Annotated in this window: 25 protein-coding genes; 16 read left to right on the forward strand and 9 right to left on the reverse strand. The window is 40.7% G+C overall.

Annotation, left to right across the window (positions count from 1 at the left end):
• The first annotated feature begins 285 nt into the window (after positions 1 to 285).
• Positions 286 to 699 carry a hypothetical protein gene (locus J3455_RS01460; RefSeq protein WP_349560845.1) on the forward strand — a complete coding sequence of 138 codons (414 nt, stop codon included), beginning with the start codon at positions 286 to 288 and terminating at the stop codon, positions 697 to 699.
• Between the two features lie 123 nt (positions 700 to 822).
• Here J3455_RS01460 and J3455_RS01465 read toward each other — a convergent pair whose 3' ends face one another.
• Entirely contained in the window at positions 823 to 1,848 is a 1,026-nt protein-coding gene (locus J3455_RS01465) for a lytic murein transglycosylase (protein ID WP_130052573.1), read from the reverse strand.
• Complete coding sequence (locus J3455_RS01470) at positions 1,841 to 2,122, reverse strand: YcgL domain-containing protein (RefSeq protein ID WP_349560846.1); 282 nt, start codon at positions 2,120 to 2,122, stop codon at positions 1,841 to 1,843. Before J3455_RS01470 ends, J3455_RS01465 begins: the two co-directional genes overlap by 8 nt.
• Before the next feature lie 156 nt (positions 2,123 to 2,278).
• On the opposite strand from J3455_RS01470, the gene minC reads away from it, so the two are divergent.
• The 3 genes from minC to minE are packed head-to-tail and all read left to right on the forward strand — an operon-like array spanning position 2,279 to position 4,063.
• Positions 2,279 to 2,983, forward strand: coding sequence for a septum site-determining protein MinC (gene minC / locus J3455_RS01475; protein WP_130052575.1), 705 nt, complete (start codon positions 2,279 to 2,281; stop codon positions 2,981 to 2,983).
• A gap of 5 nt (positions 2,984 to 2,988) precedes the next feature.
• Positions 2,989 to 3,798, forward strand: a complete 810-nt coding sequence (minD, locus tag J3455_RS01480) for a septum site-determining protein MinD (RefSeq protein ID WP_130052576.1) — start codon at positions 2,989 to 2,991, stop codon at positions 3,796 to 3,798.
• 1 nt (position 3,799) lies between these two features.
• Positions 3,800 to 4,063, forward strand: coding sequence for a cell division topological specificity factor MinE (minE, locus tag J3455_RS01485; protein WP_054552047.1), 264 nt, complete (start codon positions 3,800 to 3,802; stop codon positions 4,061 to 4,063).
• Positions 4,064 to 4,100: 37 nt separating this feature from the next.
• On the opposite strand, the gene J3455_RS01490 is transcribed toward minE, so the two are convergent.
• Positions 4,101 to 4,517, reverse strand: coding sequence for a GNAT family N-acetyltransferase (locus J3455_RS01490; protein ID WP_239977573.1), 417 nt, complete (start codon positions 4,515 to 4,517; stop codon positions 4,101 to 4,103).
• A gap of 73 nt (positions 4,518 to 4,590) precedes the next feature.
• On the reverse strand, positions 4,591 to 7,380 hold the full coding sequence (locus tag J3455_RS01495) for a TonB-dependent receptor (RefSeq protein ID WP_349560847.1): 2,790 nt from the start codon (positions 7,378 to 7,380) through the stop codon (positions 4,591 to 4,593).
• A gap of 553 nt (positions 7,381 to 7,933) precedes the next feature.
• Between J3455_RS01495 and J3455_RS01500 the strand changes: the two genes are divergently transcribed.
• Both J3455_RS01500 and J3455_RS01505 read left to right on the forward strand, forming a co-directional pair.
• The gene (locus J3455_RS01500; protein WP_349560848.1) at positions 7,934 to 8,662 is read left to right on the forward strand and encodes a copper homeostasis protein CutC; all 729 of its coding nucleotides are present in this window, start codon (positions 7,934 to 7,936) and stop codon (positions 8,660 to 8,662) included.
• A gap of 2 nt (positions 8,663 to 8,664) precedes the next feature.
• The gene (locus tag J3455_RS01505; RefSeq protein WP_348709138.1) at positions 8,665 to 9,534 is read left to right on the forward strand and encodes a glucosamine kinase nucleotide-binding domain-containing protein; all 870 of its coding nucleotides are present in this window, start codon (positions 8,665 to 8,667) and stop codon (positions 9,532 to 9,534) included.
• Here J3455_RS01505 and J3455_RS01510 read toward each other — a convergent pair.
• Positions 9,531 to 10,256, reverse strand: a complete 726-nt coding sequence (locus tag J3455_RS01510) for an AraC family transcriptional regulator (RefSeq protein ID WP_062568064.1) — start codon at positions 10,254 to 10,256, stop codon at positions 9,531 to 9,533. The two genes, J3455_RS01505 and J3455_RS01510, sit on opposite strands and share 4 nt — an antisense overlap.
• A gap of 162 nt (positions 10,257 to 10,418) precedes the next feature.
• Between J3455_RS01510 and J3455_RS01515 the strand changes: the two genes are divergently transcribed.
• The 7 genes from J3455_RS01515 (at position 10,419) to J3455_RS01545 (ending at position 17,948) form a co-directional block, all read left to right on the forward strand.
• A complete protein-coding gene (locus J3455_RS01515) occupies positions 10,419 to 11,579 on the forward strand; it encodes a Gfo/Idh/MocA family protein (RefSeq protein WP_256853866.1) in 1,161 nt (386 codons plus the stop codon).
• A 6-nt stretch (positions 11,580 to 11,585) separates the two neighbouring features.
• Positions 11,586 to 12,638, forward strand: a complete 1,053-nt coding sequence (locus J3455_RS01520) for a sugar phosphate isomerase/epimerase family protein (RefSeq protein ID WP_349560850.1) — start codon at positions 11,586 to 11,588, stop codon at positions 12,636 to 12,638.
• A 34-nt stretch (positions 12,639 to 12,672) separates the two neighbouring features.
• Entirely contained in the window at positions 12,673 to 13,893 is a 1,221-nt protein-coding gene (locus J3455_RS01525; RefSeq protein WP_130052583.1) for an MFS transporter, read from the forward strand.
• Positions 13,894 to 13,917: 24 nt separating this feature from the next.
• Positions 13,918 to 14,610 (forward strand): 3-keto-disaccharide hydrolase, encoded by a 693-nt coding sequence (locus J3455_RS01530; RefSeq protein ID WP_349560851.1) that lies wholly within the window; start codon positions 13,918 to 13,920, stop codon positions 14,608 to 14,610.
• Between the two features lies 1 nt (position 14,611).
• Positions 14,612 to 16,291, forward strand: coding sequence for a GMC family oxidoreductase (locus tag J3455_RS01535; protein ID WP_130052585.1), 1,680 nt, complete (start codon positions 14,612 to 14,614; stop codon positions 16,289 to 16,291).
• Between the two features lie 2 nt (positions 16,292 to 16,293).
• Complete coding sequence (locus tag J3455_RS01540) at positions 16,294 to 17,049, forward strand: gluconate 2-dehydrogenase subunit 3 family protein (protein ID WP_349560852.1); 756 nt, start codon at positions 16,294 to 16,296, stop codon at positions 17,047 to 17,049.
• Between the two features lie 68 nt (positions 17,050 to 17,117).
• Positions 17,118 to 17,948 (forward strand): sugar phosphate isomerase/epimerase family protein, encoded by an 831-nt coding sequence (locus tag J3455_RS01545; RefSeq protein WP_349560853.1) that lies wholly within the window; start codon positions 17,118 to 17,120, stop codon positions 17,946 to 17,948.
• Positions 17,949 to 18,052: 104 nt separating this feature from the next.
• Here the strand turns inward: J3455_RS01545 and J3455_RS01550 are convergent, their stop codons facing one another.
• The 4 genes from J3455_RS01550 to J3455_RS01565 all read right to left on the reverse strand — a co-directional run bounded on the left by J3455_RS01550 (position 18,053) and on the right by J3455_RS01565 (position 20,602).
• Positions 18,053 to 18,373 (reverse strand): DUF2834 domain-containing protein, encoded by a 321-nt coding sequence (locus J3455_RS01550; RefSeq protein ID WP_349560854.1) that lies wholly within the window; start codon positions 18,371 to 18,373, stop codon positions 18,053 to 18,055.
• A 109-nt stretch (positions 18,374 to 18,482) separates the two neighbouring features.
• Positions 18,483 to 18,869, reverse strand: coding sequence for a hypothetical protein (locus J3455_RS01555; RefSeq protein WP_349560855.1), 387 nt, complete (start codon positions 18,867 to 18,869; stop codon positions 18,483 to 18,485).
• A gap of 554 nt (positions 18,870 to 19,423) precedes the next feature.
• Complete coding sequence (locus tag J3455_RS01560) at positions 19,424 to 19,810, reverse strand: YybH family protein (RefSeq protein WP_175580347.1); 387 nt, start codon at positions 19,808 to 19,810, stop codon at positions 19,424 to 19,426.
• A 282-nt stretch (positions 19,811 to 20,092) separates the two neighbouring features.
• Complete coding sequence (locus tag J3455_RS01565) at positions 20,093 to 20,602, reverse strand: helix-turn-helix transcriptional regulator (protein WP_130052591.1); 510 nt, start codon at positions 20,600 to 20,602, stop codon at positions 20,093 to 20,095.
• A gap of 200 nt (positions 20,603 to 20,802) precedes the next feature.
• Here J3455_RS01565 and J3455_RS01570 point away from each other — a divergent pair, with 200 nt between their 5' ends.
• The 3 genes from J3455_RS01570 to J3455_RS01580 are packed head-to-tail and all read left to right on the forward strand — an operon-like array spanning position 20,803 to position 25,159.
• A complete protein-coding gene (locus J3455_RS01570) occupies positions 20,803 to 21,789 on the forward strand; it encodes a hypothetical protein (protein WP_349560856.1) in 987 nt (328 codons plus the stop codon).
• A gap of 3 nt (positions 21,790 to 21,792) precedes the next feature.
• Entirely contained in the window at positions 21,793 to 24,861 is a 3,069-nt protein-coding gene (locus J3455_RS01575; protein WP_349560857.1) for an efflux RND transporter permease subunit, read from the forward strand.
• The gene (locus J3455_RS01580; protein ID WP_055022338.1) at positions 24,854 to 25,159 is read left to right on the forward strand and encodes a DUF3240 family protein; all 306 of its coding nucleotides are present in this window, start codon (positions 24,854 to 24,856) and stop codon (positions 25,157 to 25,159) included. Before J3455_RS01575 ends, J3455_RS01580 begins: the two co-directional genes overlap by 8 nt.
• Position 25,160 lies beyond the last annotated feature (1 nt).

Consider the following 25,160-nt stretch of genomic DNA (forward strand, 5'->3'; position numbering starts at 1 on the left):
CTACGGGATTCACGCGCTCTCTTGTAGGTCATGCTTTAGCGCGATTGAGGGGAAAGTTACAAGTTACGAGAGTAAAGTTTGTAGGAGGCGTTTTAACGCCGAATATTTAAGGTTCACGGCTGAAGCCGTTCCTACGGGATTCATCGTAGGCGTGAAACTTGTTTCGCGCGCTCTCTTGTAGGTCTTGCTTAAGGCGTTTGTAGGAGATAATCGTAACTTTGTTTCCATTTGCTATACTAATAATTAAGCGTCTATTTACGTTCTGACATACAAGGATATTAGGCTATGTATAAACAAACGGAAATTAATTACACGTTAATTATTATTTTATTAATGATTAGTGCCTTTATAATTTTCTCTCCTGAACTGGCTAACCTCAAACTGATTATAATATCGATAAACCTGCTTATCGCTGTGTTGTTTTTTTCACTGACAATAGTAATCGATGAACAAAAACTTCGTTGGTATTTTGGGTTTGGGATCATTAGCAAACAGGTTGAATTATCTCAGATTGCCGATACTTCTGAATACCAAACAAAATGGTATCAAGGAATTGGTATACGTATGCTAAGTGATGGCTGGTTATATAACGCGTCTGTTGGAAAAGCCGTTAAAATAACTTTAACTGACGGAAAAAACATATACCTTGGCTGTAAAGACGTTGAAGCACTGCAACAATCACTCAAGATAAACGTTTAAAAATTGTATCGAGTGGAAAGTTAGCGAGTTTGTAGGAGGCGTTTTAACGCCGAATAAGTTAGCAAGTTGCTCGGGTAAAACTTATTGCTTTACCCTTGGTACTTGCTAACTTTTATTACTCAATTACTTAATCGCTGGGTAACCGATGCGATCTGATAAGTAACCGACACTGGTTGCAAAGTAATACGAGCGATTCCAGTGCATAAGTGCTTTGTAGTTATCGTAGGCTAGATACATACGGCCGTTTACGTCATCTGGCATTACCATTGCGGCGGTTACGTCAACGTTTGGTAAGTCACTGCCATCCATTTTACGAACACCGATTGCTTGCCAATCTGCAAGGCTGCGCTCTGAATCTTTCCAATACTCTAACCATTGGCTGCGTGTTTTCGTGCCACGTTTAAGAATATATGAATTATCAAACCCTTCAGGTAATTTAACTTGGCGACCCCAGGTTAAATCATCGTTCCAACCAGCTTGCTTGAGATAATTTGCGATTGAAGCAAATGCATCTTCTTCTGTGGTCCAAATATCTTTGCGGCCATCACCATTGTAATCAACAGCATAGGCGTTAAATGAGGTTGGCATAAACTGCGTTTGCCCCATTGCACCAGCCCAAGAGCCTTTGAATTTATCAAGGGTAATGTGACCCTCTTTTAAGATATCAAGTGCTGCCCAAAGTTGGTTTTTATACATGGCTTCGCGGCGACCATCAAACGCAAGTGTCACCAATGATGCAATCACACTGTGACCACCTTGGATTTTACCAAAGTTACTTTCAAGGCCCCAAAGTGCAACAATAAAACGCGCTTGAACGCCGTATTCTTTGGCTACTTTTTCAAGAACGTCTTGGTTTTCTTTGTATAATTTACGCGCGCGGTCAATTTTCCATTGCGGCACACGTTTTGGTAAATAAGTTTCGAGGGTTTCTTTTACTTCTGGCTGATTTTTATCTGCTGAAATAACTTTCTTTTTGAATTTAGCTGTTGCAAGTGCTTGATCAACTAAGGCTTCATCATAGCCTTTTTCAATTGCTTCTTTTTTTAATGCTGCAACGTAAACGTCAAAATCAGCTTGTGTCTTTTGTTCTGCCAATACTGAAGTACTTAGTGAAGCACTGAGTAAAATGACGGCAAGTTTTTTAATCACTCTCAACTCCCTTGTCTTTTTTAAATTGGGTTAACAGGTTTTCTTCTGGCGGAGGTAATTGCAAGTAGAACCCTTGATCAATTAACGCTTGCTTAACCGCGCTTAAGTCTGCCACACCTAACTTTTCACGGCTTGCTAGATTAATAATCATCACGTACTTAGGTTGACCAAACGTTTCTAGTAAAGGTTCAGGTACGCGTGAGAAATCATCTCTTTTTTCTACAAAAAGGTATGTATCCGCTTTTTTAATACTTTTATACACCGCAGTTAGCATTATGGCCCTATAATATCTTGCTTAACGAAGGCGCACACTATAACATGAGTCAAATAATAAGTTAGAAAAAATAGATTAGATTTTTACTGTATATGCCTTGTTCAGCCTGTGTTTATACTTAAATTATGCTAATCCAGACAATTCAATTGAGCGTGTATGTCGGAACAAATTTTTGAATTAAAAGGGAACCTTTTTACGTTATCTGTTTTACATTTATTTTCAGCAGATACAGCCCTCTTAAGTAAGCAGTTAGATGAGAAAATCGCCCAAGCACCTAAGTTCTTTGCCGGTGCGCCTATCGTAATCAACTTAAGCGACGTACAAGATGAAGCGCTTGATTTCTCTTTCTTAAAATCAATGTTAAGCGGTCTTTCGCTAAACCCTGTTGGGGTTTGTAATGGCTCTCAAGAGCAAAACGAAAGCGCAAAAGCTGCAGGCTTGTCGGTGTTAAATTATTCACAAGACGTTAAGGCTGCAACCGCTAAACAACAAACAAATACATCTATCGTTGAAAAAACCGTTCACCTGCCTGCGCAAGTTATTCATGGCACTGTTCGTTCGGGCCAGCAAGTGTATGCAAAAGATCGCGACCTAATTGTGATTGGTGCTGTAAGCCATGGTGCCGAAGTGATTAGCGATGGCAACGTGCACATTTATGGTACCCTTCGCGGCCGTGCAATTGCAGGGGCAAAAGGTTACAACGAAGCAAATATATTTTGCCAAAAATTAGAAGCAGAACTTGTTTCGATTAATGGTAGTTATTGGATCAGCGACTCTCTACAAGGTGAACACTGGGGCAGCGCAGTACAAATCCAACAAAAAAATGATTCATTAGAAATTTCAGCTTTGGTTAAAGGATAAATCTCATGGCAAAAGTGATTGTCGTTACTTCTGGTAAAGGTGGTGTTGGTAAAACCACATCGAGTGCTGCGATTGGCACAGGTTTAGCGCTTAAAGGCTTTAAAACCGTTATTATCGACTTTGATATTGGTCTACGTAATCTTGACCTTATCATGGGTTGTGAACGCCGTGTTGTTTATGATTTCGTAAACGTAATCAATGGCGAAGCAAACCTAAATCAAGCACTTATTAAAGATAAGCGCGTTGATAAGCTACATATTTTACCTGCCTCACAAACCCGTGATAAAGACGCACTAACCCGTGATGGTGTTGAGCGCGTACTTAACGAGCTGAAAAAAGATTTTGATTACATTGTGTGTGACTCACCAGCGGGTATTGAAGCCGGTGCAATGATGGCAATGTACTTCGCTGATGAAGCGATTGTAACAACGAACCCAGAAGTATCATCAGTACGTGACTCTGACCGTATTCTTGGCATTTTACACAGCAAATCAAAACGTGCTGAAGAAGGTCTTGAAAGCGTAAAAGAACATCTACTATTAACACGCTATAATCCTGAGCGTGTTGAAAAAGGTGAAATGCTTTCGGTAGAAGACGTACAAGAAATCTTAGCGATTAAACTACTGGGCGTTATTCCTGAATCACAAGCTGTTCTTAGTGCATCGAACTCTGGTCAACCGGTTATTCTAGATGCTGAATCTGATGCTGGCCAAGCGTATACAGATGCAATCAATCGTTTATTAGGCGAAACTGTTGATTTTCGTTTCTTAGACGTTGAGAAGAAAGGCTTATTTAAACGGATTTTTGGAGGTTAATGTGTCTTTACTTGACTACTTCCGCTCAGAAAAGAAAAGCAGTGCGTCATTAGCAAAAGAGCGATTGCAGATCATTGTCGCACACGAACGTTCACAGCGTGGTACACCTGATTATTTACCACAGCTAAAACAAGACATCCTAGATGTTATTCGTAAATACGTGAATGTAAACACTGATGCAGTTCAGGTTCAGTTTGACCAAAACGAAGATGACTTAGCAGTACTTGAGCTAAACGTCACTTTACCTGACGAAGAAAAGAAATAGTCAAAATTGGGCGCTTAGTTTTTAACAGCGCCCTTTTTTATTTCTGCCACTGCATGTGAAACTCATAGTCGTCTTCGCCTAGAGTTTTAAACCCTGCCCGTTGATATAATCCATACGCTGGATTAGCTTTTAACACCGTTAAATTTATCTTTGCTGTTTGCGCTTTTAGTGCATCTAACACCTTAGTGCCTAACCCTTTGCCTTGCTCTTTAGGTGCAATTTGTAGCTGTAATAAACTAATTGCTTGATCACTAACGATGAACTTGGCAGCGCCTACACATTGCCCATCATTTAACACTAAATGACTATGCTCAAAGTGCTCAGCCACTCTTGCTTGATGCTGCTCAAGTGATAAAAATAACCCCTGATTTTCTAAATGCTCAACCATAGTATTTAACCTTAGGTCTAGTAAATAGGCTTTGTCTTGCTCAGTTGTTTTTACAAACTTAATCATTATTGTCTTAAAAAAGAAAAAGGTACTTTAATAAAAGTACCTTTTTAGGTTGCAACAAACAACATGTCTTCGGTTAGAAATTATAATTTGCGCCTAAGTAAAAACGGCGGCCCGAATATTGGTTATAAGTAAAGCGATTGCTTTGTTTCCAGTAACCTTCTTCAACTTCTTCTGTTAGGTTCACAACTGATGCGGTAAACGAAAGATCCTCTGTTAAGTTGTACGAGGCATTCACATCAAGCTGACCATAGTCTTTGGTATATAAGTTATAGCCTTGGTGAATACCGTTAGCACGGTCATCTTTCCAGTTATACGACGCACGAACACTAAAGTCGTCATTCTCAAAGTACACCGACACATTATATTGGTGCTTAGCCGTGCCTGGAATTTCGGCTTCTGTTTTTTGCCCGTCGGTAGATACTTCGCTGGTGCTGGTATCTGTGTAGGTATAGTTAGTTAAAATACCAAAACCATTATCAAACGAATGCTGGAAGAACAGCTCTAAACCTTCTGATTTTGCATCACCGCCACCGACTTTGGTGTTCATTTCGACTTCGATTGGGCCATTACAACAATCGTGTTCACGCTCTACTATTTCTACTGTCGAAATTGGTAAGTTAGAAATATCTTTAGAGAATAACGTCGCACCCAGTGCTGAACCATCGCCGTAATACCATTCAATACCTAAATCGAATTGGTCAGATAACATAGGCTCAAGCCCTGTATTTACTGAGGTACCATTACCACGGCCAGTCCATGAATCAGGTGAGTTAATGTTAACTGGAGGACCATATGACTCGGCCTGGCTTAAGTCTGAATAGCTCACTCTTGCCATGGTGCGTGCTGCGGCAAAACGAACAACAAGGTCTTCGGTTGCATCCCATGCAAGGTTAAAGCTTGGTAGTACTTCACTGCCATCGCTACTGCGCTCATTCGGATCGGTATCGTCATCGTCTTGACCAATTACATCATCGTAAGTCAAAGTGCTAAGCTCTGTATTCACATAACGCACACCGACATTACCGCGAAAATCTTGCCATTCAAAATCAGCTTGTGTGTACACAGACCAAATTTTCTCTTCAAGGGCATAAGTACCCGAAAGCGTAGGTACAATTGTTTGGCTAAAGTTTTCTTTTAAGTAGTTATCAAGCGCTCCAAAATCGAATGCTAAAAAGTTAAATGCACCTGTATCACCGGCGCTGTTATCAACCACGTGGTCGCTCACTAATGTTGGTGCATCCGGATGAAAATCTGGATTATGGAACCACTCAGTACCAGGTAAATAACCTCGGTAACCACCGTTATCAGCGATGCCGTCATCCCAACGAAAGTCGTTACGAATGCCTTTAATTTCATGATCGCGATATTTAGCACCTACATAGACACGGGTGAAAAAGTTGCCATCAAGGTCAAATTTTACATCTGTTTGAATGTAATCTTCAGAGTCTTCATTTTCAGATGAGTAAGAGTCAAACCAATCGTAATATTGGTACGCTTCTTTATCAGTGGCTAAATCAGTCGACACTTCATAGCTTGGTTTTCCGTTTTCAATTGACCATAACCAGCTATTTACAGAGCCTAAACGCGCATCAATATTGGCGTAGGTTTCTTTTGAGGTTCCGCCTTCAGCTTCAGTATGCCCCAGCTTTAATGTAACGCTGTAAGTATCGCCATAATAGGTGCCTTCAAAATCGTAGGTGTTTGATTTTGACTCACCAAAACGCTCACGCCCTGTAAGTTGAGGAGACAACAAGCCGCGACGCACAGGCACACCGCCGTTTACATCAGCATCACCCCAGTTATTGTCATTCAGTAAACCATTATCACCGTTACCGTAAGCAACTACGGTATCGCCATCAAGTACAATACCGTAATACGGGTTATGATTATCATTCCACTCAGCAAAGGTAATGCTTTGTCCTGTTTGGTCATAACCTAGCTTGGCACCAAAATAATTAAAGTTTAAGTCAAGTCTGTCACTTGGGGCCCATTGAACGGCCACTTGATAACCATCACGGGTACGGTCTTGGTTTGAGTTATTTACACTCATAGCCCGCGGTGCCCATACATTGTTGTACACTTCGCCAGTTGCTTGGTCGACAAGCGCAGGGCGCTCTGCCCCTTCAACTGTATCTGAGTGAAAACGCCAATGTGACGCGTTGTTAGTGATGGTTGTTACGGTGCGATCTTGACGAGTAAAGCCGGCAAGTACGCCAAAGTTTTCGTCGTCATTTTTCCATGAGTAAAGCACATTGACTTGCGGCTTAGTATCTTCAGACACATCATCGTAAGTTACCTCAGCACTTAACGCACCTGAGTTTGCTTCCATCTCTAGTGGTTTACGGGTATGTAAAATAACCGTACCACCAATACCGCCCTCATCTATGCGTGCTTCAGCACTTTTATACACTTCTACACTTTTGATCATGCTTGAAGGCAATAACGTGTAATTAAAACTACGGGTAGGAGTACCTGAACCTGATGAAGCAATATAGTTACCGTTTAATTGGGTTAGAGTCCAATCTGGTGAAGTACCACGAATACTTACGCGGCTACCTTCGCCACCATCGCGGTCAATTAGAACACCTGATACACGTTGCAATGAATCAGCGACATTTTTATCAGGAAACTTACCTATATCCTCAGCAGTGATTGCATCAACAGTGGCAGCTGATAGTCGTTTTATTGCTAAGTTTTCTGCTGTTGAAGAACGAATTCCTCGTACTTCAATCACTTCTACATCGTCATTTGCTTGCTCTGCTGCGTAACTTGTATTAATAGCAGCCAATAGCGAAATTAAAATTGCATTACGTTTGAAATGCCGTCCCTGCCCTTTTGTTTTTATTACAGTTTGCTTGCCCATGCCTATCTCCAGTTGTGTGTTCTGTTTTTGTTTATGAGGCTTTAATACCAACCCGCAATAATAATTAGTCATTTTGAGGGATTAAACCTGTCGCTAACTGCGTTAAAAATTTCTGATTTAGAACAGCTAAATAACGAAATTTCTGCTTTGTTATCAACAAGGTTTTCTTGCCTCAAAATAGACCATTTAATTAAGCGAATTGGTATAACCTCCACAAAAACGATTTATTGTTATCGGTTTTAAAACGTATTATCGGTAGTTAATAGCTTGTTAAACTCCAATTCAGAATAGGGTGAGTGGTCAAAAAGTGATAATAAAAATTCGGTGAGAGATATGACAAAATCGGCGTGTGGAATATTTTATATTCATTTTTATCTTTTCTACTTTATAGTTAACCTTATGTTTTTTGTATTTAAACCTAAATACTAAAAAACACACACAAACATATAATCCATTGATAAATATAAATTAAAAAACGAAAGGCACTTTCTGATAATGCAAGTTAAATAAGTGACTAGAAACTAGGTGTAATAGATATGGTAAAAAAACGACGATGATCAATGGTAAAATTCTCGAAGTCTGCCTAAACGAAGGCGACTTAAAGCAACTTGCGAACAACGTTTTTACGTCTAGCAACTTAGGCGTAAAACGATTTGAGTTATGCAGTAATTTGCACCTAGGAGGCTTAACACCCAGTATTTCTGCAATTGAATGCGCATTGAAAAGCCTGACCAGAAATACCGAGCTATTAGTAATGATACGACCAGAAGCTGGCAATTTTACTGTAAGTACTGAGTGTCATAAATTAATGGAAAAACAGATAAAACTCGCAGCTAATGTAGGCGCACATGGGGTAGTATTTGGTGCAGTCAAACAAGGAAAACTTGATATAGAGGTAACTCGTTCTTTACTCGCCACTGCAAAACATTATGGGCTTATGGTTACCTTTCATCGTGCATTCGATAGCCTGACAAATCCGTTATGCGCACTTGAAAAACTAATTAGCTTAGGAGTTGACCGCATATTAACAGCAGGCACGCCGTGGCAAAGCGGCCAAAGTGCTGTTGATGGTCTAAATCAGCTCAACACATACTTAGCACACAGCGCTAATCAAATAGAAATTGTTATAGGTGGTGGCGTTACCCTAGAAAACGCGGAAGCTTTTTGGCAATTAATAAGAAACCATTCAGCAAATGCATCTGTACATGTACACTCTTGCGTGCATAACGCACAAGGTGCAATTAGCGCTGAGGCTATCAATAAGCTACTTTCAAAGGATTAAGCATGGCAAGCAAAGCAATTTATTTTTTAGGTATTGATGGCGGTGGCAGTAAATGTAAGGTGCGTTTAGAAAACGAAAATGGCACCCTACTTAGCGAAGCTATCAGTGGCTCAGCAAACGTGGCTACCAGCTGCCAACAAAGTCAAAGCTCAATACTCCATGCTACAGAACTTGCTTTTCATGATGCTGGGCTTGCCTTAAGCGAGCTGAAAAACACCTATGTGCATGCCGGGCTTGCTGGTGCCAATATCGAATCTGCCTATCAATCTATGCTCATGTGGCAACATCCATTTGCCAACTTTACCCTGTCAACAGATATGCTGATTGCGTGTAAAGGCGCACACCAACACCATGATGGCGCTGTGATTATTCTTGGTACGGGCTTTTGTGCAGGCTACCAGCAGCAAAACCAATTTAACGAATTGGGTGGATATGGTTTATTACTGAGCGATGGTGCCAGTGGTGGTTGGTTAGGCTTACAACTTTGCCGTAAAGCATTTGAAGTACTTGATGGTGTTGCAAAAAGTTCAACGGCCATAGATACCCTACTCACCCAGCTTAACTGCCACTCCAGCCAAGCGTTAAGTCAGCTTTTAATATCGGCGCGCCCTGCTGAGCTCGCTAAATTTGCGCCCCTCGTTTTTAGCCATTCTGACGACGCTTTTTGTAAGCAATTAATCAATGAAGCTTGTGCATACATAGCCCGCTATATCTCATACTTTGAAAAGCAAGGCATTAAAAAAATTACCTTGATGGGCGGTATTGCCAGTGCCATTACCCCTTACTTAACTTATGCTAGTAAAGCGCGTTTAACCCCTGCCCTTGCCAGTGCTGAGCAAGGGGCTATTTTAATGGCGAGAGCGGCAATTTAATCACCGAGTTGTGAGCGCATTTGTGATGGAATTTCACCAAACAAACGCCGAAATTGTTTGCTGAAGTAACTTGGTTCGGAAAATCCGCATTGATAAGCAACCTGTGAAATGGGTAGCTGTGTTTCAATCAGTAGCTTGCGGGCATTTTCGAGACGGACTTCGTTGATAAACTGATTAGGTGTTTTTGCCAAATGCTTTTTAAAGCGACGTTCTAAGGCACTTACTGACAAATGTGCAAGCTCTGCCAATTCATCAATACTGATCTGACGATGATAGTGCTCGCGAATAAATTTTACAGGCTCTTCAATCGCACGAACATGAGAAAGCGCTTTTGAGGTTTTTTGTAAGTGCCGAGTCACACCATAAGTGCCAATCACATTGCCATCGTGATCTTTTAAAGCATGCTTTGATGTTGAAAACCAACCAAGCTCACCTTGTTGGGTTTGATTAAGCTCTAAACGGTCAGTCACTATGAAGCCTTCCATCACTCGCTTATCATCATTGACGTATTGAAACGCCAAGTGTTTTGGGGAAAAGTCAAAGTCTGTTTTTAACAATATTTGCTCAAGTGTTTTATAACCCTGATGCTCAATAAAATGTTGATTACAATGCAAGATTCTACTATCAGTGTCTTTTACCCAAAAGAGAATATCTGGCAATAAGTCAAATGCAGCAATCAACTGATTTACACCAGCTTTTTTTATTATTTCTTGTATATCCATCGCTCAATTTTGTCTCTTTCCCGAATAATGCTATATATTTTAAACGCCGATTTTGTTGCATTGTCAACCGAATTTTTATTATCACTTATTGCTCAAGCTTTCCTATTATCAATAACATGAGATTAACAGTAGCTAACGCTATTTAAATTAGGAGCGCTTAAGATGAGCAAAGCTAAGATCCGCATGGCGATGGTTGGCGGTGGCGAAGGTGCTTTCATTGGCGCTATTCATCGTATTGCAGCACGATTAGACGGGATGATAGAGCTTGTTGCAGGCGCATTTAGTTCAGATGCTAATAAGTGTAAAGCAACTGGCGAGTTACTAGGGCTAGATAACAGTCGTTGCTACGACAGTTACCAAAGCTTATTTACCGAAGAAGCAAAATTACCCGCTGATGAGCGTATCGACTTTGTAGCTATTGTAACACCCAACCATTTACATTTTCCCGTCGCCAAAATGGCACTTGAACATGGTTTTCATGTGTTATCAGACAAACCGGCAACGCTAACACTTGCAGAAGCAGAGCAATTACAAGCCATCATTGCAAAGCAGCACGTTTTGTACGGTTTAACCCACACTTACACGGGTTACCCTATGGTAAAAGAAGCCAAACATCGCGTTAAATCCGGTGAGCTTGGCACGATTCGCAAGGTGATTGTTGAGTACACCCAAGGCTGGTTATCTCACAGTGAAGACGAAGCATCAAAACAAGCAAGTTGGCGCTTAGATACCAGTAAGTCAGGCATTAGCTGTTGTATGGGCGATATTGGCGTGCATGCAGCTAACTTAGCCGAGTATGTATCTGACCTTGAAATCACCGAGCTTTGTGCTGATTTAAATCATGTCGTTGATGGTCGAGTTCTCGATGATGATGGCACCGTGCTACTTAGATTCAATAATGGTTGTAAAGGCGTTTTACTGGCAAGCCAAATCGCTATTGGCGATGAAAACAACTTACGGCTACGTATTTACGGCGACAAGGCAAGCCTTGAATGGTCACAGCTTGAGCCTAATAGTTTATGGCTGCGTGGTCACAACCAACCCTCTATTTTACTGCGAGCGGGTGTGGGTGAATTACACCCTGACACACAAAACGCACTGCGAGCCCCTGCAGGTCACCCTGAAGGCTACCTAGAAGCATTTGCTAATATCTACAGCAATTTTGCAGCACAAATTCACGCATTTAAACAAGGCGACCATGCAACAAACTCAGCATTTGATGTGCCTGGCATCAATGAAGCTATACGTGGTATGGCATTTATTGAGCACGTAGTTGCTTCATCAAAGCAAGACATTAAGTGGCACAAATTACAGATTGGATAATAAAGAATGAATAAAATCAAAGGGCCAGCAATTTTTTTGGCGCAGTTTATTTCTAAAGAAGCCCCCTTTAACAGCCTTCGTGGCTTATGTAAGTGGGCAAGCGGTTTAGGTTACAAAGCGATTCAAGTACCTACCTCTAACCCTGAAATTTTCGATTTAGAAAAAGCCGCCCAAAGTCAGCAATACTGCGATGAAGTCACTGGTATTGCCACAGAGTATGGACTTACAATTTCAGAGTTATCAACCCATTTGCAAGGTCAGTTAATTGCTGTGCACCCTGCGTACGATGAAATGTTCGATAACTTTGCCGCAGAGCATGTAAAAGGTAACCCTGCAGCACGTACAGAATGGGCAACAGATCAACTGATGCTAGCTGCTAAAGCCAGTAAGAACCTGGGGTTAACAACACATGCGACTTTTTCGGGTTCTTTTTTATGGCATACCTTTTACCCGTGGCCACAACGCCCACAAGGACTCGTTGAGCAAGGTTTTAATGAGCTTGCTAAGCGTTGGTTACCTATTTTAGATTGCTTTGACGAGCATGGTGTCGATGTCTGTTATGAATTACATCCGGGTGAAGACTTACATGATGGCGTGACATTTGAGCGCTTTTTAGCGGCAACTGATAATCATCCGCGCGTTAATATTCTTTATGATCCGAGCCACTTCGTATTGCAACAGCTCGACTATTTAGCGTTTATCGATATCTATCATTCGCGCATTAAAGCGTTTCATGTCAAAGATGCCGAGTTTATTGCGAATGGCCGCTCTGGGGTATATGGCGGTTTTCAAAACTGGCAGGACCGACCGGGTCGTTTTCGTTCTTTAGGAGATGGCCAAGTAGATTTTAAGCAAATCTTTAGCAAGTTAACTCAATATGGGTTTGATGGTTGGGCTGTACTTGAATGGGAGTGCTGCTTAAAGCACCCTGAAGATGGAGCAAGAGAAGGTGCTGAGTTTATTAAAGCTCATTTAATAAACCCAACAGACAAAGCCTTTGACGATTTTGCCAGTGGCGCAACAAACACCGAGCGTAATAATCGAATTTTAGGTTTATAAAACCGACAACAATAGAACACACAGGACACACAATATGGACAACAATAATTATAACCGCATAGTCTTTCGGCTTTGCTGTATAGCACTGATTGTGACCTCTATGACCTTTGCCATCCGTGCTGGTATTTTAGGTCAACTTGGCAGTGAATTTGGTTTAACAGACACCGAACTTGGTTGGGTGAATGCCATGGCATTTTTGGGCTTTCCGGTTGCGACTATGGTCGGCGGTATTATTTATAATGCCATTGGCGCTAAGAAATTAGTCGCTTTAGCGTTTATCTGTCATTTACTTGGTCTGGTTTTGACTATTACTGCCGATGGCTTTTGGGGATTGTTAGTTTCTACCTTTTTGATTGGTTTTGCTAACGGCTCTGTTGAAGCCGGCTGTAATCCGCTGATTGCAGAAATGTATCCTAAAAATACCACTACCATGCTAAACCGTTTTCATGTTTGGTTCCCAGGTGGCATTGTGATTGGCGCACTTGCTTCTAACTTTATGTCTGGAGCGGGCCTAAATTGGCAGTGGCAAGTAGCATTAATTTTAGTTCCAACCGTTATTTATGGCGCGATGCTAATTAAAGCTCAGTTTCCTAGCTTTGATACCCGAGCTCACTCAACCACCAGCAATATTCGCCACTTATTCACGCCGTTATACATCTTTTTAATTGCGTGTATGACGTTCACTGCAACCACTGAGTTTGGAACGCAGCAATGGATTGAGCGAATTTTAGGTTCTTCTGGGGCTTCTCCTATGGTGGTATTAGCTTTAATCACCGGCTTAATGGCTGTTGGTCGCTTCTTTGCGGGTCCAATTGTTCATAAGCTTAATCCTACTGGTGTGTTACTTGGTTCTGCCATTTGTGCAAGCTTAGGGATCTTTATGATGAGTCAAGCCGAGGGCAGCATGATTTATCTGGCAGCGATGCTATTTGCACTTGGCGTTACCTACTTTTGGCCAACCATGCTTGGCTGCGTTGCTGAATACATTCCCAAATCTGGCGCGTTGGGTATGTCGTTAATGGGCGGTGCAGGCATGTTTGCTATGAGCATCTGGAACCCAGTAATTGGTAGTTGGATAGACACTGCCCGTTCATCGGCAGAGGCAAGTGGTGCAAGTGCTGAACAAATTGAAATTTTAGCCGGACAGGCTGTATTACAAAACCTACTGATCTTCCCAATTATTTTAATCGTCGCATTCATTGGGTTGCATTTAGTAGTTAATAACAACAAACGCACCGAAAAATGTGCGTCTTAAGCAAGTAAATCGTCGAGGAACACTATGTTTAAATCTCTTAAAGCACTGACTTTAATGCTTACCGTTAGTAGCTGTGCACTCGCTAATGCGGCTGACAATCAGCTTACACAACAAGAAAAGCAAGCTGGCTGGCAGTTATTGTTTAATGGCAAAGATATGTCGCAGTGGCGCAATTTTAAAAGCGAATCTTTAAATCCTGCGTGGGTTGTTGAAGATGGCGCAATGACATTAACCAAAGGTGGCGGTGATGTGCTTACCAAAAAGCAGTACCAAAATTTTGAATTACTGATTGATTGGAAAATCTCTACCAAGGGTAATAGTGGCATTTTCGTACTGGCTGATGAAACTGGGCAGATGATTTACTCACATGCTCCTGAAATTCAAATTATCGATAACGAAGAACACCCAGATACTGAAATTGATTCGCACTTAGCGGGTTCAATTTACGATTTATTTGCAGCGCCAACTGCGGCACACAAACCTGCAAATAGCTGGAACCATGTACGCATTAAGATGCAAGACAACCACTTACAAGTTTGGCAAAACGGTATCAGCACCACCAGCATTGTGATTGGTAGTACAACCTGGAATACCCTTGTTAAAGGCAGTAAGTTTGCAACCTGGAAAAACTTTGCAACAGCATCGCAAGGTCATATTGGGCTTCAAGACCACGGTGACAAAGTGTGGTTTAAAAATATAAAAATTAAGGAGCTATAAGATGTCTGATTTTAAACATAAGGTATTAGTAGTTGGCTCTGGTGCTGGCGGTGCCATGGCTGCTTATACGCTGACCAAACTTGGCCACAAAGTCTTATTACTTGAAGCCGGTCGTAATTATGACCCGAAAACAGAAAGCCCGATGTTTCGCCGTAACAACGAAGCCCCACTTATGGGGGCTGGTAATAAAGACAAAAACTTTGGCTTTTACGATGCAACCGTTGATGGCGGCTGGCAAGTGCCGGACGAACCTTATACTAGCGCTAAAGGCAGTGACTTTTACTGGTGGCGTGCACGTATGCTAGGTGGTCGAACTAACCACTGGGGCCGCTATTCATTACGCTTTAGTGAGCACGATTTTAAAGGTAAAAGCCGTGATGGTCACGGTGCTGATTGGCCTTTTGAATACGCTGATTTAGCACCTTGGTACGATAAAACAGAAGAGCTTGTTGGTGTATGTGGTACCAATACTGGCCATGAAGATATGCCAGATTCATCGCCAGGTATTTTACAGCCACCACCGAAGCCGCGTGTTCCTGAGCTTTTAATTGCCGCCTCTGCAAAGAAAATGGGCATTCAAGCAGTGCCTATGCACCGCGCGGTACTAACCCGCCCGAAAGATGACCGCATGGCCTGTTTTTATGCAACACCTTGTGGTTCTGGTTGCTCGATTGGCGCCGCTTTCCAAACCACAACATCGCTTCTACCTATGGCAAAAGCTACGGGTAACTTAAAAGTAATTACCGATGCCATGGTTAAATCAGTCAAGGTTGATGAGCAAGGTAAAGTAACTGGCGTAACCTATGTTGATAAACATACGGTCACTGAGCATGCCATTGATGCAGATGTGGTTATCTTAGCAGCCAGTGCCTGTGAATCAGCGCGTATCTTATTAAACTCAAAAAATAAAAAGCACCCTAAAGGCCTTGCTAATTCAAGTGGCCAAGTAGGTCGAAACTTAATGGATTCGACAGGTGCATGGTTAGGTGCACAAATTCCTGCACTTAAAGGCCGTCCACGTTATAACGAAGATGGCCATACCGCTAATCACTTATTTATTCCTTGGTGGGGTCATCAAGCACAAGCTAACAATGAGCTAGACTTTCCACGAGGTTATCACTTTGAAATTGGCGGTGGCTTTAGACAACCAGGCTCGGGAGTATCGGGTGATAAACAAGGCTATGGTCCTGCCCTCAAACAACAAATTCGTGATGCATATGGCTCTTACGTTGGCTTTGCTCTGCGTGGCGAGATGTTACCGAACAAAGATACCTATATGGAAATTGACGAAAAGGTTAAAGACAAATGGGGTATTCCGGTATCAAAGTTCCACTTTAAGTGGTCTGATAGAGAGTTAAAGCAAATTGAACATGGTTTAAAAACTGCGAAGCAAATTTTAGAAAACATGGGTGCGACCGTTGGCGATCTCCCTCCTGCTGAAAAAGCAATTTCAAAAGGCGGCGAAATCATCCACGAAGTGGGAACCACACGAATGGGTAGCTCAAAGAAAGATTCGGTCACCAATCAATGGGGACAAACGTGGGATTGCAATAACCTATTTGTAATGGATGCCGGTGTATTTGCTTCAAACCCTCATAAAAACTGTACGCTCACCATCATGACACTGGCAATGCGTAATTCAACTTGGCTTGCTCAACAAATTGATAACGGGGTACTTTAATTATGCATCATCGTAACGAACACGACTCATATAACTATGTTTCTAACATGAGCCGCCGTGAGTCTTTAAAATGGCTTGGCTTATTAGCTGCAGGCTCGGCAGTGGGTTTAACCGCTGGTTGCACAAAAGCACTTGAAGATGACGGTGCTGTCTCTGCAAAAGAGCATTGGCCTGATTTAGATATTAAGCCTGTCACCGCGAAAGGCTATGGCCAAGATCCTAATTTGGTGATGCCACCAGAATCACCTTGGCCACTGACCTTAACGGCTGAAGAGCTTACGTTAGTAGCGCTATTATCTGATTACATTGTACCGCGCGAAGGTGATATTCCTTCAGCCAGTGAGCTACAAGTACCAGCGGTCATTAATGAGTGGGTGAGTGCGCCTTATGAAGGCCAACAACGCGATAGAATTAAAATTTTAAATTCATTAGCTTGGCTTAACGATGAAGCACAGCTTCGTTTTAAAAAGCAATTTGTTGCGCTGAACGAAAAGCAACATCGTGCCATTCTAGACGATATTGCGTTTTTAAACGAGCAAACACCTGCGCAGTTTAAGCGTATTGGTAAAGCCTTTTTACGCTTTAAAGAATTAGTGCTCGCAGCCTTTTTCTGTACACCTGAAGGCTGTAAAGACATTGGTTACCTCGGCAATGTACCAATTGCGGGTGATTACCCTGGCCCTTCAGATGAAGCAAAAGCTCATTTAGATCAGGTCTTAGCAGAGCTTGGTCTGAGCGAGTACGCCTATACCGATTAACTTTCCCCCTTGTGTTATTTTTAACACAGTGCAGGGGGTCACTCCCCTGCTTTTTTTAGGATTTAAGTATGTTTAAAACCCGCATTTTATTGCTCATTCTTAGCCTTGTATTTAGTGGTCAATTATTTGCAAAACTGCCAGTAAGTGTGCAGCTATGGTCAGTCAAAGACACCTTAAAAAATGACTTTCATGGTACGCTTGAGTCTCTTGCCGAAATGGGGTTTGACGGCGTTGAATTTGCCGGAGATTTTGGCCCTTACTCAAATAACCCAGCAGCCTTAAAAGCAAAGCTCACTGAATTAGGCTTAGTTGCCAGTAGTGCCCACATCGGCTTTGATGCACTCAGCGAAAGCACTATTGATAGCACCCTACTGTTTTACAAAACCCTTGGCGTTACCACTCTTTATGTACCGTGGGATGAGCGAGCATGGCACCCAGAAGGGGTTAAATCACTGGTTAAAGAGCTCACTAAAGTCAGTGATTATGCAATCCGCTTTGATATGAAGATCGGTTTTCACAATCATAATAAAGAGTTTAATGCATTTAATAACGCGACATTTTGGGATTATATTGCCAGTCATACCCCCAAAACCATGCCACTGCAGCTAGATATCGGCTGGGTTAATTACGCAGCTAAAGATCCAATTTACTTCATTAAAAAGTACCCTAACCGCACTCTCGCTACGCACATCAAAGTACGTACGATTGAGGGTAGCAACATGAGCCCGATTATCGGCGAAAACAACATTGATTGGCCTGCCATCATCGACACTTTAGAAACCCACGGCAACACCAAGTGGTTAGTACTTGAGCAAGAAGAATACCCACGTGGATTAACGCCGCTACAAAGCGTTGCTAAATCAAAACAAAACTTAGATAAGATTTTACTAGGTTTGTAAGGTTATTGTAGAAATGAGCTCGCTTTAAACAAGTGAGCTCATGACTGAGATTTAGATTGGATGAGTAAGAAAAGCATTACCTTGTTTTTGGACAGAAGCGTTTGTTAGGGCTGCGGTTGGAGCGACTGCTTTTCTCTCAAGTAAAGATACAGTGGCAACCCAAACGATACACCAACTGACAAAGTTCCCAACACTGCAAAATATCGATACTTCACTTTATGTCTTTTGCCATCCACCACGATAAAACCTAATAGAGCAATCGCCGCAACCAAGACATCAAGCCAAGCAAAAATACTAATTGGGGTTGCCACCGCTTCACTGAACAAAAGACCAATATCTAAGCCATTGCTAACTAGCCAAGGAACAAACGCCCCGTATGGTAGCAATATTCCCAACAAAGTAAGAACCAGATAGAACCTTATCATTTCGCCACCCTTGCAAATTTTTCGTAGTAAGCCCTAACGCCGCCAGCACGCGCGGCTTTGCAATGAAGGCTAAGCCGCAACGGAAAAGCCGTCGCCGTGCCTGACCTTATTAGGGCTGCCAGACGATATCGAGTGATCCATCTACGAAGCCCACCCCTATCCCTCGAGTTGATTTAAGCACAGAGGACAATCGATGTTCCGATAGCAGTAACTGCAAGAGAAGCTCCTTTAATCGATCCTGACATTTTGCCCAATCAGTTCCGGAAAACTCGATAGGAATAAATAACTGCCTTTCCTGCGGCTCCCATACTTCCTCACAAGCCCAATCTTCATCCTCTGGGTCGAACTCTGAGGTACCGACAACTTCCACTCCGAATTTGACTCCATCCCGTAGAGCCGGCTTGTACAAATTAAACGAGAAAGCGACCACACCTTCTGGTACTTTCTCTGGCAGCGCATCCACAAGCCACCCTTGGAATTCTTGTTCGAAGCTCATAGGTCCTTCGCCCTAACAATTTTATCGTGCGCGCTTCGCGCATCTTTCTGCCGATGTCACGCTCATGTATTAATAAATCTATTCTTAACAAATAACATAATGTATTGCCAACTATAATTTTTTATTGAAGCTAAAGAGATTCAGTAAAAAGAAAGTGCGCTCGTCGCTCATTTTCTTGAATATGGGAGCACAAAAACTGAACGGTATATTAAAACAGTCATTTGTATTGGTGATGACATAAAGTTAGTGGAATATCAGTTTTATGGAGTAGAGCCAATGGCATTAAATGAATAACACTGTACCTGATCGCTCAAAGACACCCTTAGAGTATTTGCGTTAACGCGAAATGGGCAAAGACTTGTTTGATTATGACTTGCACTTTTATCCATGACTCCAAATAGGTTACCTAAATTAATCTATTTAGAGTTATGGGTTAAAAATACACAAAAAATCATCTATCGCCGTAAGGCGGTTAACTAATTAGCCAGCTCATTTTGGGGATGGAATCGTATTTGCCATACACAATTACAGATATAAAAGTGATTCCATAGTTGTTATTCACACTTTACAATGATTTCATGACCATACGAATTATCGATTGAACACAACCAAACACCCTCTGAGCTTTTGGTAAAAACATATGTCGCTTTTCGAATTACTTCTGGGTAATTAGGTGCTGACACAACTGTATTTGCTAAAACTAAAGCAGTATCTTCGGTTTCAAGAACTTCTAAACCTTGTTGTTTTACTTGCAACCCATTTTTGAAATATACAGAAATTGCTTCAAAAGCCTTACGTATAGCAGCTTTACCCTTTGCATTTTTACCAGGCTCAATAACTAAAATGGCGTCATCTGTATAGATATTAAGAAGTGTATCGAAGTCTTCGGCAACAATTGCATTATCGGCTTTTCTGATTTGTTCAACTATCGGATGAGCCATGATTTCTCCAAAATTAATAATGTAACAGTTGAGTGTGATATTTATTGAAATGTCATAATTTACCATTAAAAAATCTAGGTCAATGACTGTTTACGTAAAAAATTATCAATGCAAACTCTGACTTGAAATTGGAAAATTATGCGTTACTGCCGAAAGTGCGCTCTGTGTTAATAGCAGACCATCATTTATTTACAGTAAAGACCATGCTTTTTTAAAGTATTCACCCTTACATACACTTTAAAGAGCTAACCTCCTAGTGATAGTAGGCAAGATAAAGGATGACTACTCTATTGTACTGTCTGGCTCCATGAAGTCTTCTAAAAACCAAGCTGAAAACTCATGCCGACCCTCTACATCCGCTTTGACATATATACTAGAAGCCTGCTGACGAACTGTTTTTTCTTTAGTATCTCTTACACCACTAATTTCTCTAAAACTCAATCCCTTCAGCATCAACATAGCAACTTCTTGTTCACTTTTTGTCAGTCCCCACTGATTAAACTGTTCATTTATGACTTCACTGTATTTTATACGAGCAAGCTTCATTTCTTCCGAAATATTTTTTAGTTGAATGCCCGATTTATCTAATTCACTTTTCAACTGATTAATACGCTTTGTGCGGTTTGAAATATCTCGAACCAAAAAAACAAAACCAATCGCTGAAGCTAAAACAATCAAACTTTCTTCGACAATATGCCAAGTCGGAACACCTAAAGAAATATCAGTAATTACATCAAAAAAATTGAGTACCATTATTATAGCTAGAAGCACTGCTATCGCTTTATCTTTCATCTAAAAATCAACCAGTTAAAAAGTTTATGGGACATTTGTCTTATGAATTTACAACACATGCCTGACGTAAAAACTACACATTATTTGTAGGATAAGTTCACTTAAAAACAAAACAAGGCAACTATCGCGGTTAGCCTAACAAGAGTCAGTAACAAATGATAGCAACCTCATATCGATTATTCTCATTAATAGCGTCAATATTGTTAACCGTTTTAAGCATGCAAACTCAAGCTGAACAAGTCACCAATTCAGTGATCGCCATTTCACAATTGGGAAGCTTTAAACATCAGTTCAAAACCGTACATCAGGTTGACAGTATGGAGATAGAGCAAGTGCTTGGAGAAGTATCCTTTAAACCTAAATCCAGTTTCAAAGTACAACTGCCTTTTACACCGCAACAAATATCTTTTTTATACAATCCGGGTGTTAAGGTAAGTAAAGGACAAAAAGTAGCTAGAATAGAAGGGCCAGAAGTACATCACTTTTTAGAAGAAATAGATGCCAGTAAATCAATATTTTTAAAAAGTAAGAAGCATCTTGAGTCTGTTAAAAATTATGCAAATTCGAAAACGATAAAAAGTGCTGAATGGTTAGACATCAACAAAACCTATCTTCAAGCAAAGTTAAGTTTTGAACACTTAAGCCATGCACTACAACAATTGGCCATCGATAAAAACGGCGATATTTTTATAATCAGTCCTTCTAATGGGCAACTTAAGTATACGAACGAACAATCACCGTACCTTTTTGAAATAATTCCTTCAAATAATGTTTTTGTAAAATCTTCGCTATTAGCAAGCACTGCAAAAAATGTTAACTCATTTAAAACTGAAGATAATTGCATACTAAAAGTAGAAAATCTTGACGAAACAATCAGCCGTTATAAGCAAACAGTCTGGAGTAGTTTCGACTCATCGTGTGAGCTTAAACTCGGACAACAACTGTTACTAACACCTATCGTTTTAATTGAAGGTATTAAAGTCCCTCACCAGTCATTATTCGAACTCAATAACAAAAGCTATGTTGCAGTAAAACGAGGACAAGAAATAAACTTAGTTAAGGTCATTATTATTGGCAATGAGAATGATAGCTACATTGTTCAATCTGACAATCTAACACCTCAAGCCGAATTACTCAGCTCCTTCGTTAGCATTGCCCAAGGTCTATTTCTCGGGCTGGGAGAATAAACGATGATAAGTGCGGTGATCAGGTTTTCTCTTATTCAACGAATTTTTATTACTATTTTGACTTTGCTCGTGACTGCTGCAGGAGTCAACGCTTGGTTTAATTTGCCAATTGATGCTTTTCCCGACATTTCTCCTACCCAAGTAAAAATCGTCTTAAAAGCACCGGGAATGACAACTTCGGAAATAGAAACTCAAATTACACGTATTGTCGAAACAGAGTTACTTGGTATTCCATCCCAAAAGATTCTTCGTTCAACTACAAAATATTCTATTACTGATATTACACTTGATTTTGAAGAAGGCACTGATATTTATTGGGCGAGACAACAAGTAAATGAAAGGCTGATGAATATTTGGGCTGAACTCCCAGAGGGTATTTCTGGTGGTCTTGCTCCTATGAGTACGCCTCTAAGTGAAATTTTTATGTTTACAGTTGATAATCCAAACTTAAGCCTTCAACAGCGACGTGATATTTTGGACTGGCAGATCAGACCGATTCTTCGAACAGTTGAAGGCGTCGCAGATGTAAACAGTTTAGGCGGCTATGTAAAAACATATGAAATAACACCAACTACTTTGAAAATGAAATCACTAGACGTTTCTTTTAGTGATATTGAACAAGCCGTAATAGCTAACAATTTAAATGGAGGACTTGGCCGAATAAACAAAGGTAACGACAATTTTGTTGTTCGAACACAAGGACAATTTGAAAAAATTGATGATATACGTCAGTTAGTTATAAAAAACAACCAACAAGGAATAATCAGGTTAGCCGATGTTGCAGCAATCAACGAAGGAAGTTTAATACGTTATGGTGCAGTGACACATAATGGTGAAGAGGCCGTACAAGGCTTAGTTATTGCGCTAAAAAACAGTAATACCGACCAAGTAGTAAGTTCAGTTAAAGAAAAACTTTTAGAACTAGAGCGCTCACTACCTAGTGGCACTACTATCAATGTCTTTTATGACAGATCTAATTTGATTAGTACTGCTATTGAAACCATCACAAATGCATTAGTTCAAGCTGTAGTGCTCGTTATCATATTGCTAGCCTTATTTCTTGGCAACTTTAGAGCGGCACTAATTGTCTCTATATCCTTGCCGGTGGCAGCTCTTGCCACTTTTATATTAATGAGCCATTTTTCCATATCAGCAAATTTAATGAGTTTAGGAGGCTTAGTTATTGCTATTGGTATGCTTGTTGATTCATCTGTTGTCGTTGTTGAAAATACTGTAAATAGGCTTTCAGAAAACAGCAAACTTCCTAAGCTGCATGTTATTTATAGAGCATGTAAAGAAGTTTCTGTGCCAACTGTATCAGGAACATTAATTGTCGTTATTGTTTTTTCCCCTCTATTAACTCTTTCAGGGTTAGAAGGGAAACTGTTTACGCCTGTTGCATTGACGATTGTTTTTGCGATGTTATCTGCGCTAGTTTTAGCGTTTACTTGCATCCCAGTGCTAGCTTCAATGATACTGAAATCAAATGAAGCGAGTGAGCCTAGCTTCATCAAATCATTACAAATACAGTACAAAAAGTCGCTGTTAAGCATTATTAATTCACCTAAATCAGCATCATCGATAGCTTTTTTGGTGTTGATCACAAGCATTTTTGCCTTTGTAAGTTTGGGGAAAAGTTTTATGCCTACGTTGGATGAAGGAGACATCATTGTTCAACTAGAAAAGTCGCCATCTATTACCCTGCAATCCTCTCTAAATATTGATACCCAAGTAGAGAAAGCACTACTAAAACAAGTACCTGAAATACTTCAAATTGTAGCCAGAACTGGATCAGATGAGCTTGGTCTAGATCCTATGAGCTTAAATGAAACGGATATATTCATGGAGTTGAAGCCTCAAAATGAGTGGCGCTTTGATACCAAGCAACAGCTAATCGAAGATATACGCAACGTATTATCAAATTACCCCGGTATGAACACGAATTTTACTCAACCTATTCAAATGCGGGTAACTGAAATGCTAACTGGCACTACAGGCGATGTATCAATAAAAGTTTTTGGGGATAAAGTCCAAGAATTAGCAAATATCGCTGAAAAAATGAAAGAGTTAGTAAGCCAAGTATCTGGTAGTCAAGACATACAAACAGCATTGATAGAGGGTGGAAAATACATTCGCATTTCATTAAAACCTGAAATAGCTCATCAATTTGGTTTAACCACTAAAGCATTAACTGATTTTCTAAAGCCACAACTTGAAGGCTCACAAATATCTAAACTAGTTACCGTTAATAAATTTACGCCTATTGTTTTCGGTGCTTCGTCGAAGCACAAAGCAAGTCAGATTGGCTCAATAAATGATTTGAAACAAGTATCTGTTTTAATGCCTGATAATACCATTTTACCTCTAGAGAGCGTCGCTGACATTAAGGTAGAACAAGAACCTTTACTGATCGAAAGAGAACGAGGTAAACGTTTTGTCTCAATTACAACCAATGTTGAAAACAGAGATGTGGTAAGTTTTGTTGAAGACTTACAAGCTAAAGTTCACTCTGAGTTGTCGCTTCCTAGCGGCTATTACGTAACTTTTGGTGGTGAGTTCGAAAATCAACAACGAGCAATGAAGAACTTAATAATCGTTGTTCCTCTAGCTTTAATCTTAATTTTTGTGATTTTATTTACAACTTTTCGCTCTGTATTCTTAGCAAGTTTGATTCTTTGTAACATCCCATTCGCCTTAATGGGAGGGGTTTTTGCGTTACTAATATCTGAACAATATTTATCAATTCCTGCATCAGTTGGCTTTATTGCATTACTTGGTGTTGCAGTGCTCAATGGTATTGTTATGGTTAGTTATTTCGAACAGAGCAAAACCACTATATCTAATATCACTGAACGTGTAGTAGATGGCTCTCGAAGAAGGCTGCGTCCAGTACTTATGACCGCGACCACTGCAATGTTTGGCCTAATGCCTTTAGCGTTTGCTTCAGGTCCGGGAGCTGAGATACAAAAACCGCTTGCTATAGTTGTTATAGGAGGCTTACTGACTTCAACGGCAACAACTCTCTATTTATTACCAATCTGGTATCGTTTATTGGAGCAGCGCAATGTTTAGTTCATCATTAGTTTTTACCTTCATAGTCCCTAAGAAGCACAAGGATGATGTTATCGACCAATTAATGCTGAGTGATATAGCATCCGGCTTCAACATTTTCCCGATCATGGGCTACAGCAAGAAACATAGTGCTTTTAGCTTAGAGGAACAAGTTAGAGGCTACAAAGATATGCTGAAGTTTGAAGTAGTTATTGAGCAATGTGAATTAGAAAAGCTTAAAGAAGAACTAAAGTTACTATTCACAACCATAAAAATTAGGTATTGGACAACAACTATCACCGAAACAGGCCATTTATAAG

It is taken from the genome of Pseudoalteromonas sp. NFXS39, assembly GCF_040148775.1.
Lineage (GTDB): Bacteria > Pseudomonadota > Gammaproteobacteria > Enterobacterales > Alteromonadaceae > Pseudoalteromonas > Pseudoalteromonas apostichopi.

Bases quoted from the DNA above. Each gene is read 5' to 3' on its own strand.
- J3455_RS01575 (WP_349560857.1), top strand. From the start codon at position 21,793: ATGATAAGTGCGGTGATCAGGTTTTCTCTTATTCAACGAATTTTTATT.
- J3455_RS01555 (WP_349560855.1), bottom strand. From the start codon at position 18,869: ATGAGCTTCGAACAAGAATTCCAAGGGTGGCTTGTGGATGCGCTGCCA.
- J3455_RS01530 (WP_349560851.1), top strand. From the start codon at position 13,918: ATGTTTAAATCTCTTAAAGCACTGACTTTAATGCTTACCGTTAGTAGC.
- J3455_RS01520 (WP_349560850.1), top strand. From the start codon at position 11,586: ATGAATAAAATCAAAGGGCCAGCAATTTTTTTGGCGCAGTTTATTTCT.
- J3455_RS01525 (WP_130052583.1), top strand. From the start codon at position 12,673: ATGGACAACAATAATTATAACCGCATAGTCTTTCGGCTTTGCTGTATA.
- J3455_RS01535 (WP_130052585.1), top strand. From the start codon at position 14,612: ATGTCTGATTTTAAACATAAGGTATTAGTAGTTGGCTCTGGTGCTGGC.
- J3455_RS01560 (WP_175580347.1), bottom strand. From the start codon at position 19,810: ATGGCTCATCCGATAGTTGAACAAATCAGAAAAGCCGATAATGCAATT.
- J3455_RS01470 (WP_349560846.1), bottom strand. From the start codon at position 2,122: ATGCTAACTGCGGTGTATAAAAGTATTAAAAAAGCGGATACATACCTT.
- minC (WP_130052575.1), top strand. From the start codon at position 2,279: ATGTCGGAACAAATTTTTGAATTAAAAGGGAACCTTTTTACGTTATCT.
- J3455_RS01515 (WP_256853866.1), top strand. From the start codon at position 10,419: ATGAGCAAAGCTAAGATCCGCATGGCGATGGTTGGCGGTGGCGAAGGT.
- minD (WP_130052576.1), top strand. From the start codon at position 2,989: ATGGCAAAAGTGATTGTCGTTACTTCTGGTAAAGGTGGTGTTGGTAAA.
- J3455_RS01550 (WP_349560854.1), bottom strand. From the start codon at position 18,373: ATGATAAGGTTCTATCTGGTTCTTACTTTGTTGGGAATATTGCTACCA.
- J3455_RS01500 (WP_349560848.1), top strand. From the start codon at position 7,934: ATGATCAATGGTAAAATTCTCGAAGTCTGCCTAAACGAAGGCGACTTA.
- J3455_RS01490 (WP_239977573.1), bottom strand. From the start codon at position 4,517: ATGATTAAGTTTGTAAAAACAACTGAGCAAGACAAAGCCTATTTACTA.
- J3455_RS01460 (WP_349560845.1), top strand. From the start codon at position 286: ATGTATAAACAAACGGAAATTAATTACACGTTAATTATTATTTTATTA.
- J3455_RS01580 (WP_055022338.1), top strand. From the start codon at position 24,854: ATGTTTAGTTCATCATTAGTTTTTACCTTCATAGTCCCTAAGAAGCAC.
- J3455_RS01510 (WP_062568064.1), bottom strand. From the start codon at position 10,256: ATGGATATACAAGAAATAATAAAAAAAGCTGGTGTAAATCAGTTGATT.
- J3455_RS01495 (WP_349560847.1), bottom strand. From the start codon at position 7,380: ATGGGCAAGCAAACTGTAATAAAAACAAAAGGGCAGGGACGGCATTTC.
- J3455_RS01505 (WP_348709138.1), top strand. From the start codon at position 8,665: ATGGCAAGCAAAGCAATTTATTTTTTAGGTATTGATGGCGGTGGCAGT.
- J3455_RS01540 (WP_349560852.1), top strand. From the start codon at position 16,294: ATGCATCATCGTAACGAACACGACTCATATAACTATGTTTCTAACATG.
- J3455_RS01545 (WP_349560853.1), top strand. From the start codon at position 17,118: ATGTTTAAAACCCGCATTTTATTGCTCATTCTTAGCCTTGTATTTAGT.
- J3455_RS01565 (WP_130052591.1), bottom strand. From the start codon at position 20,602: ATGAAAGATAAAGCGATAGCAGTGCTTCTAGCTATAATAATGGTACTC.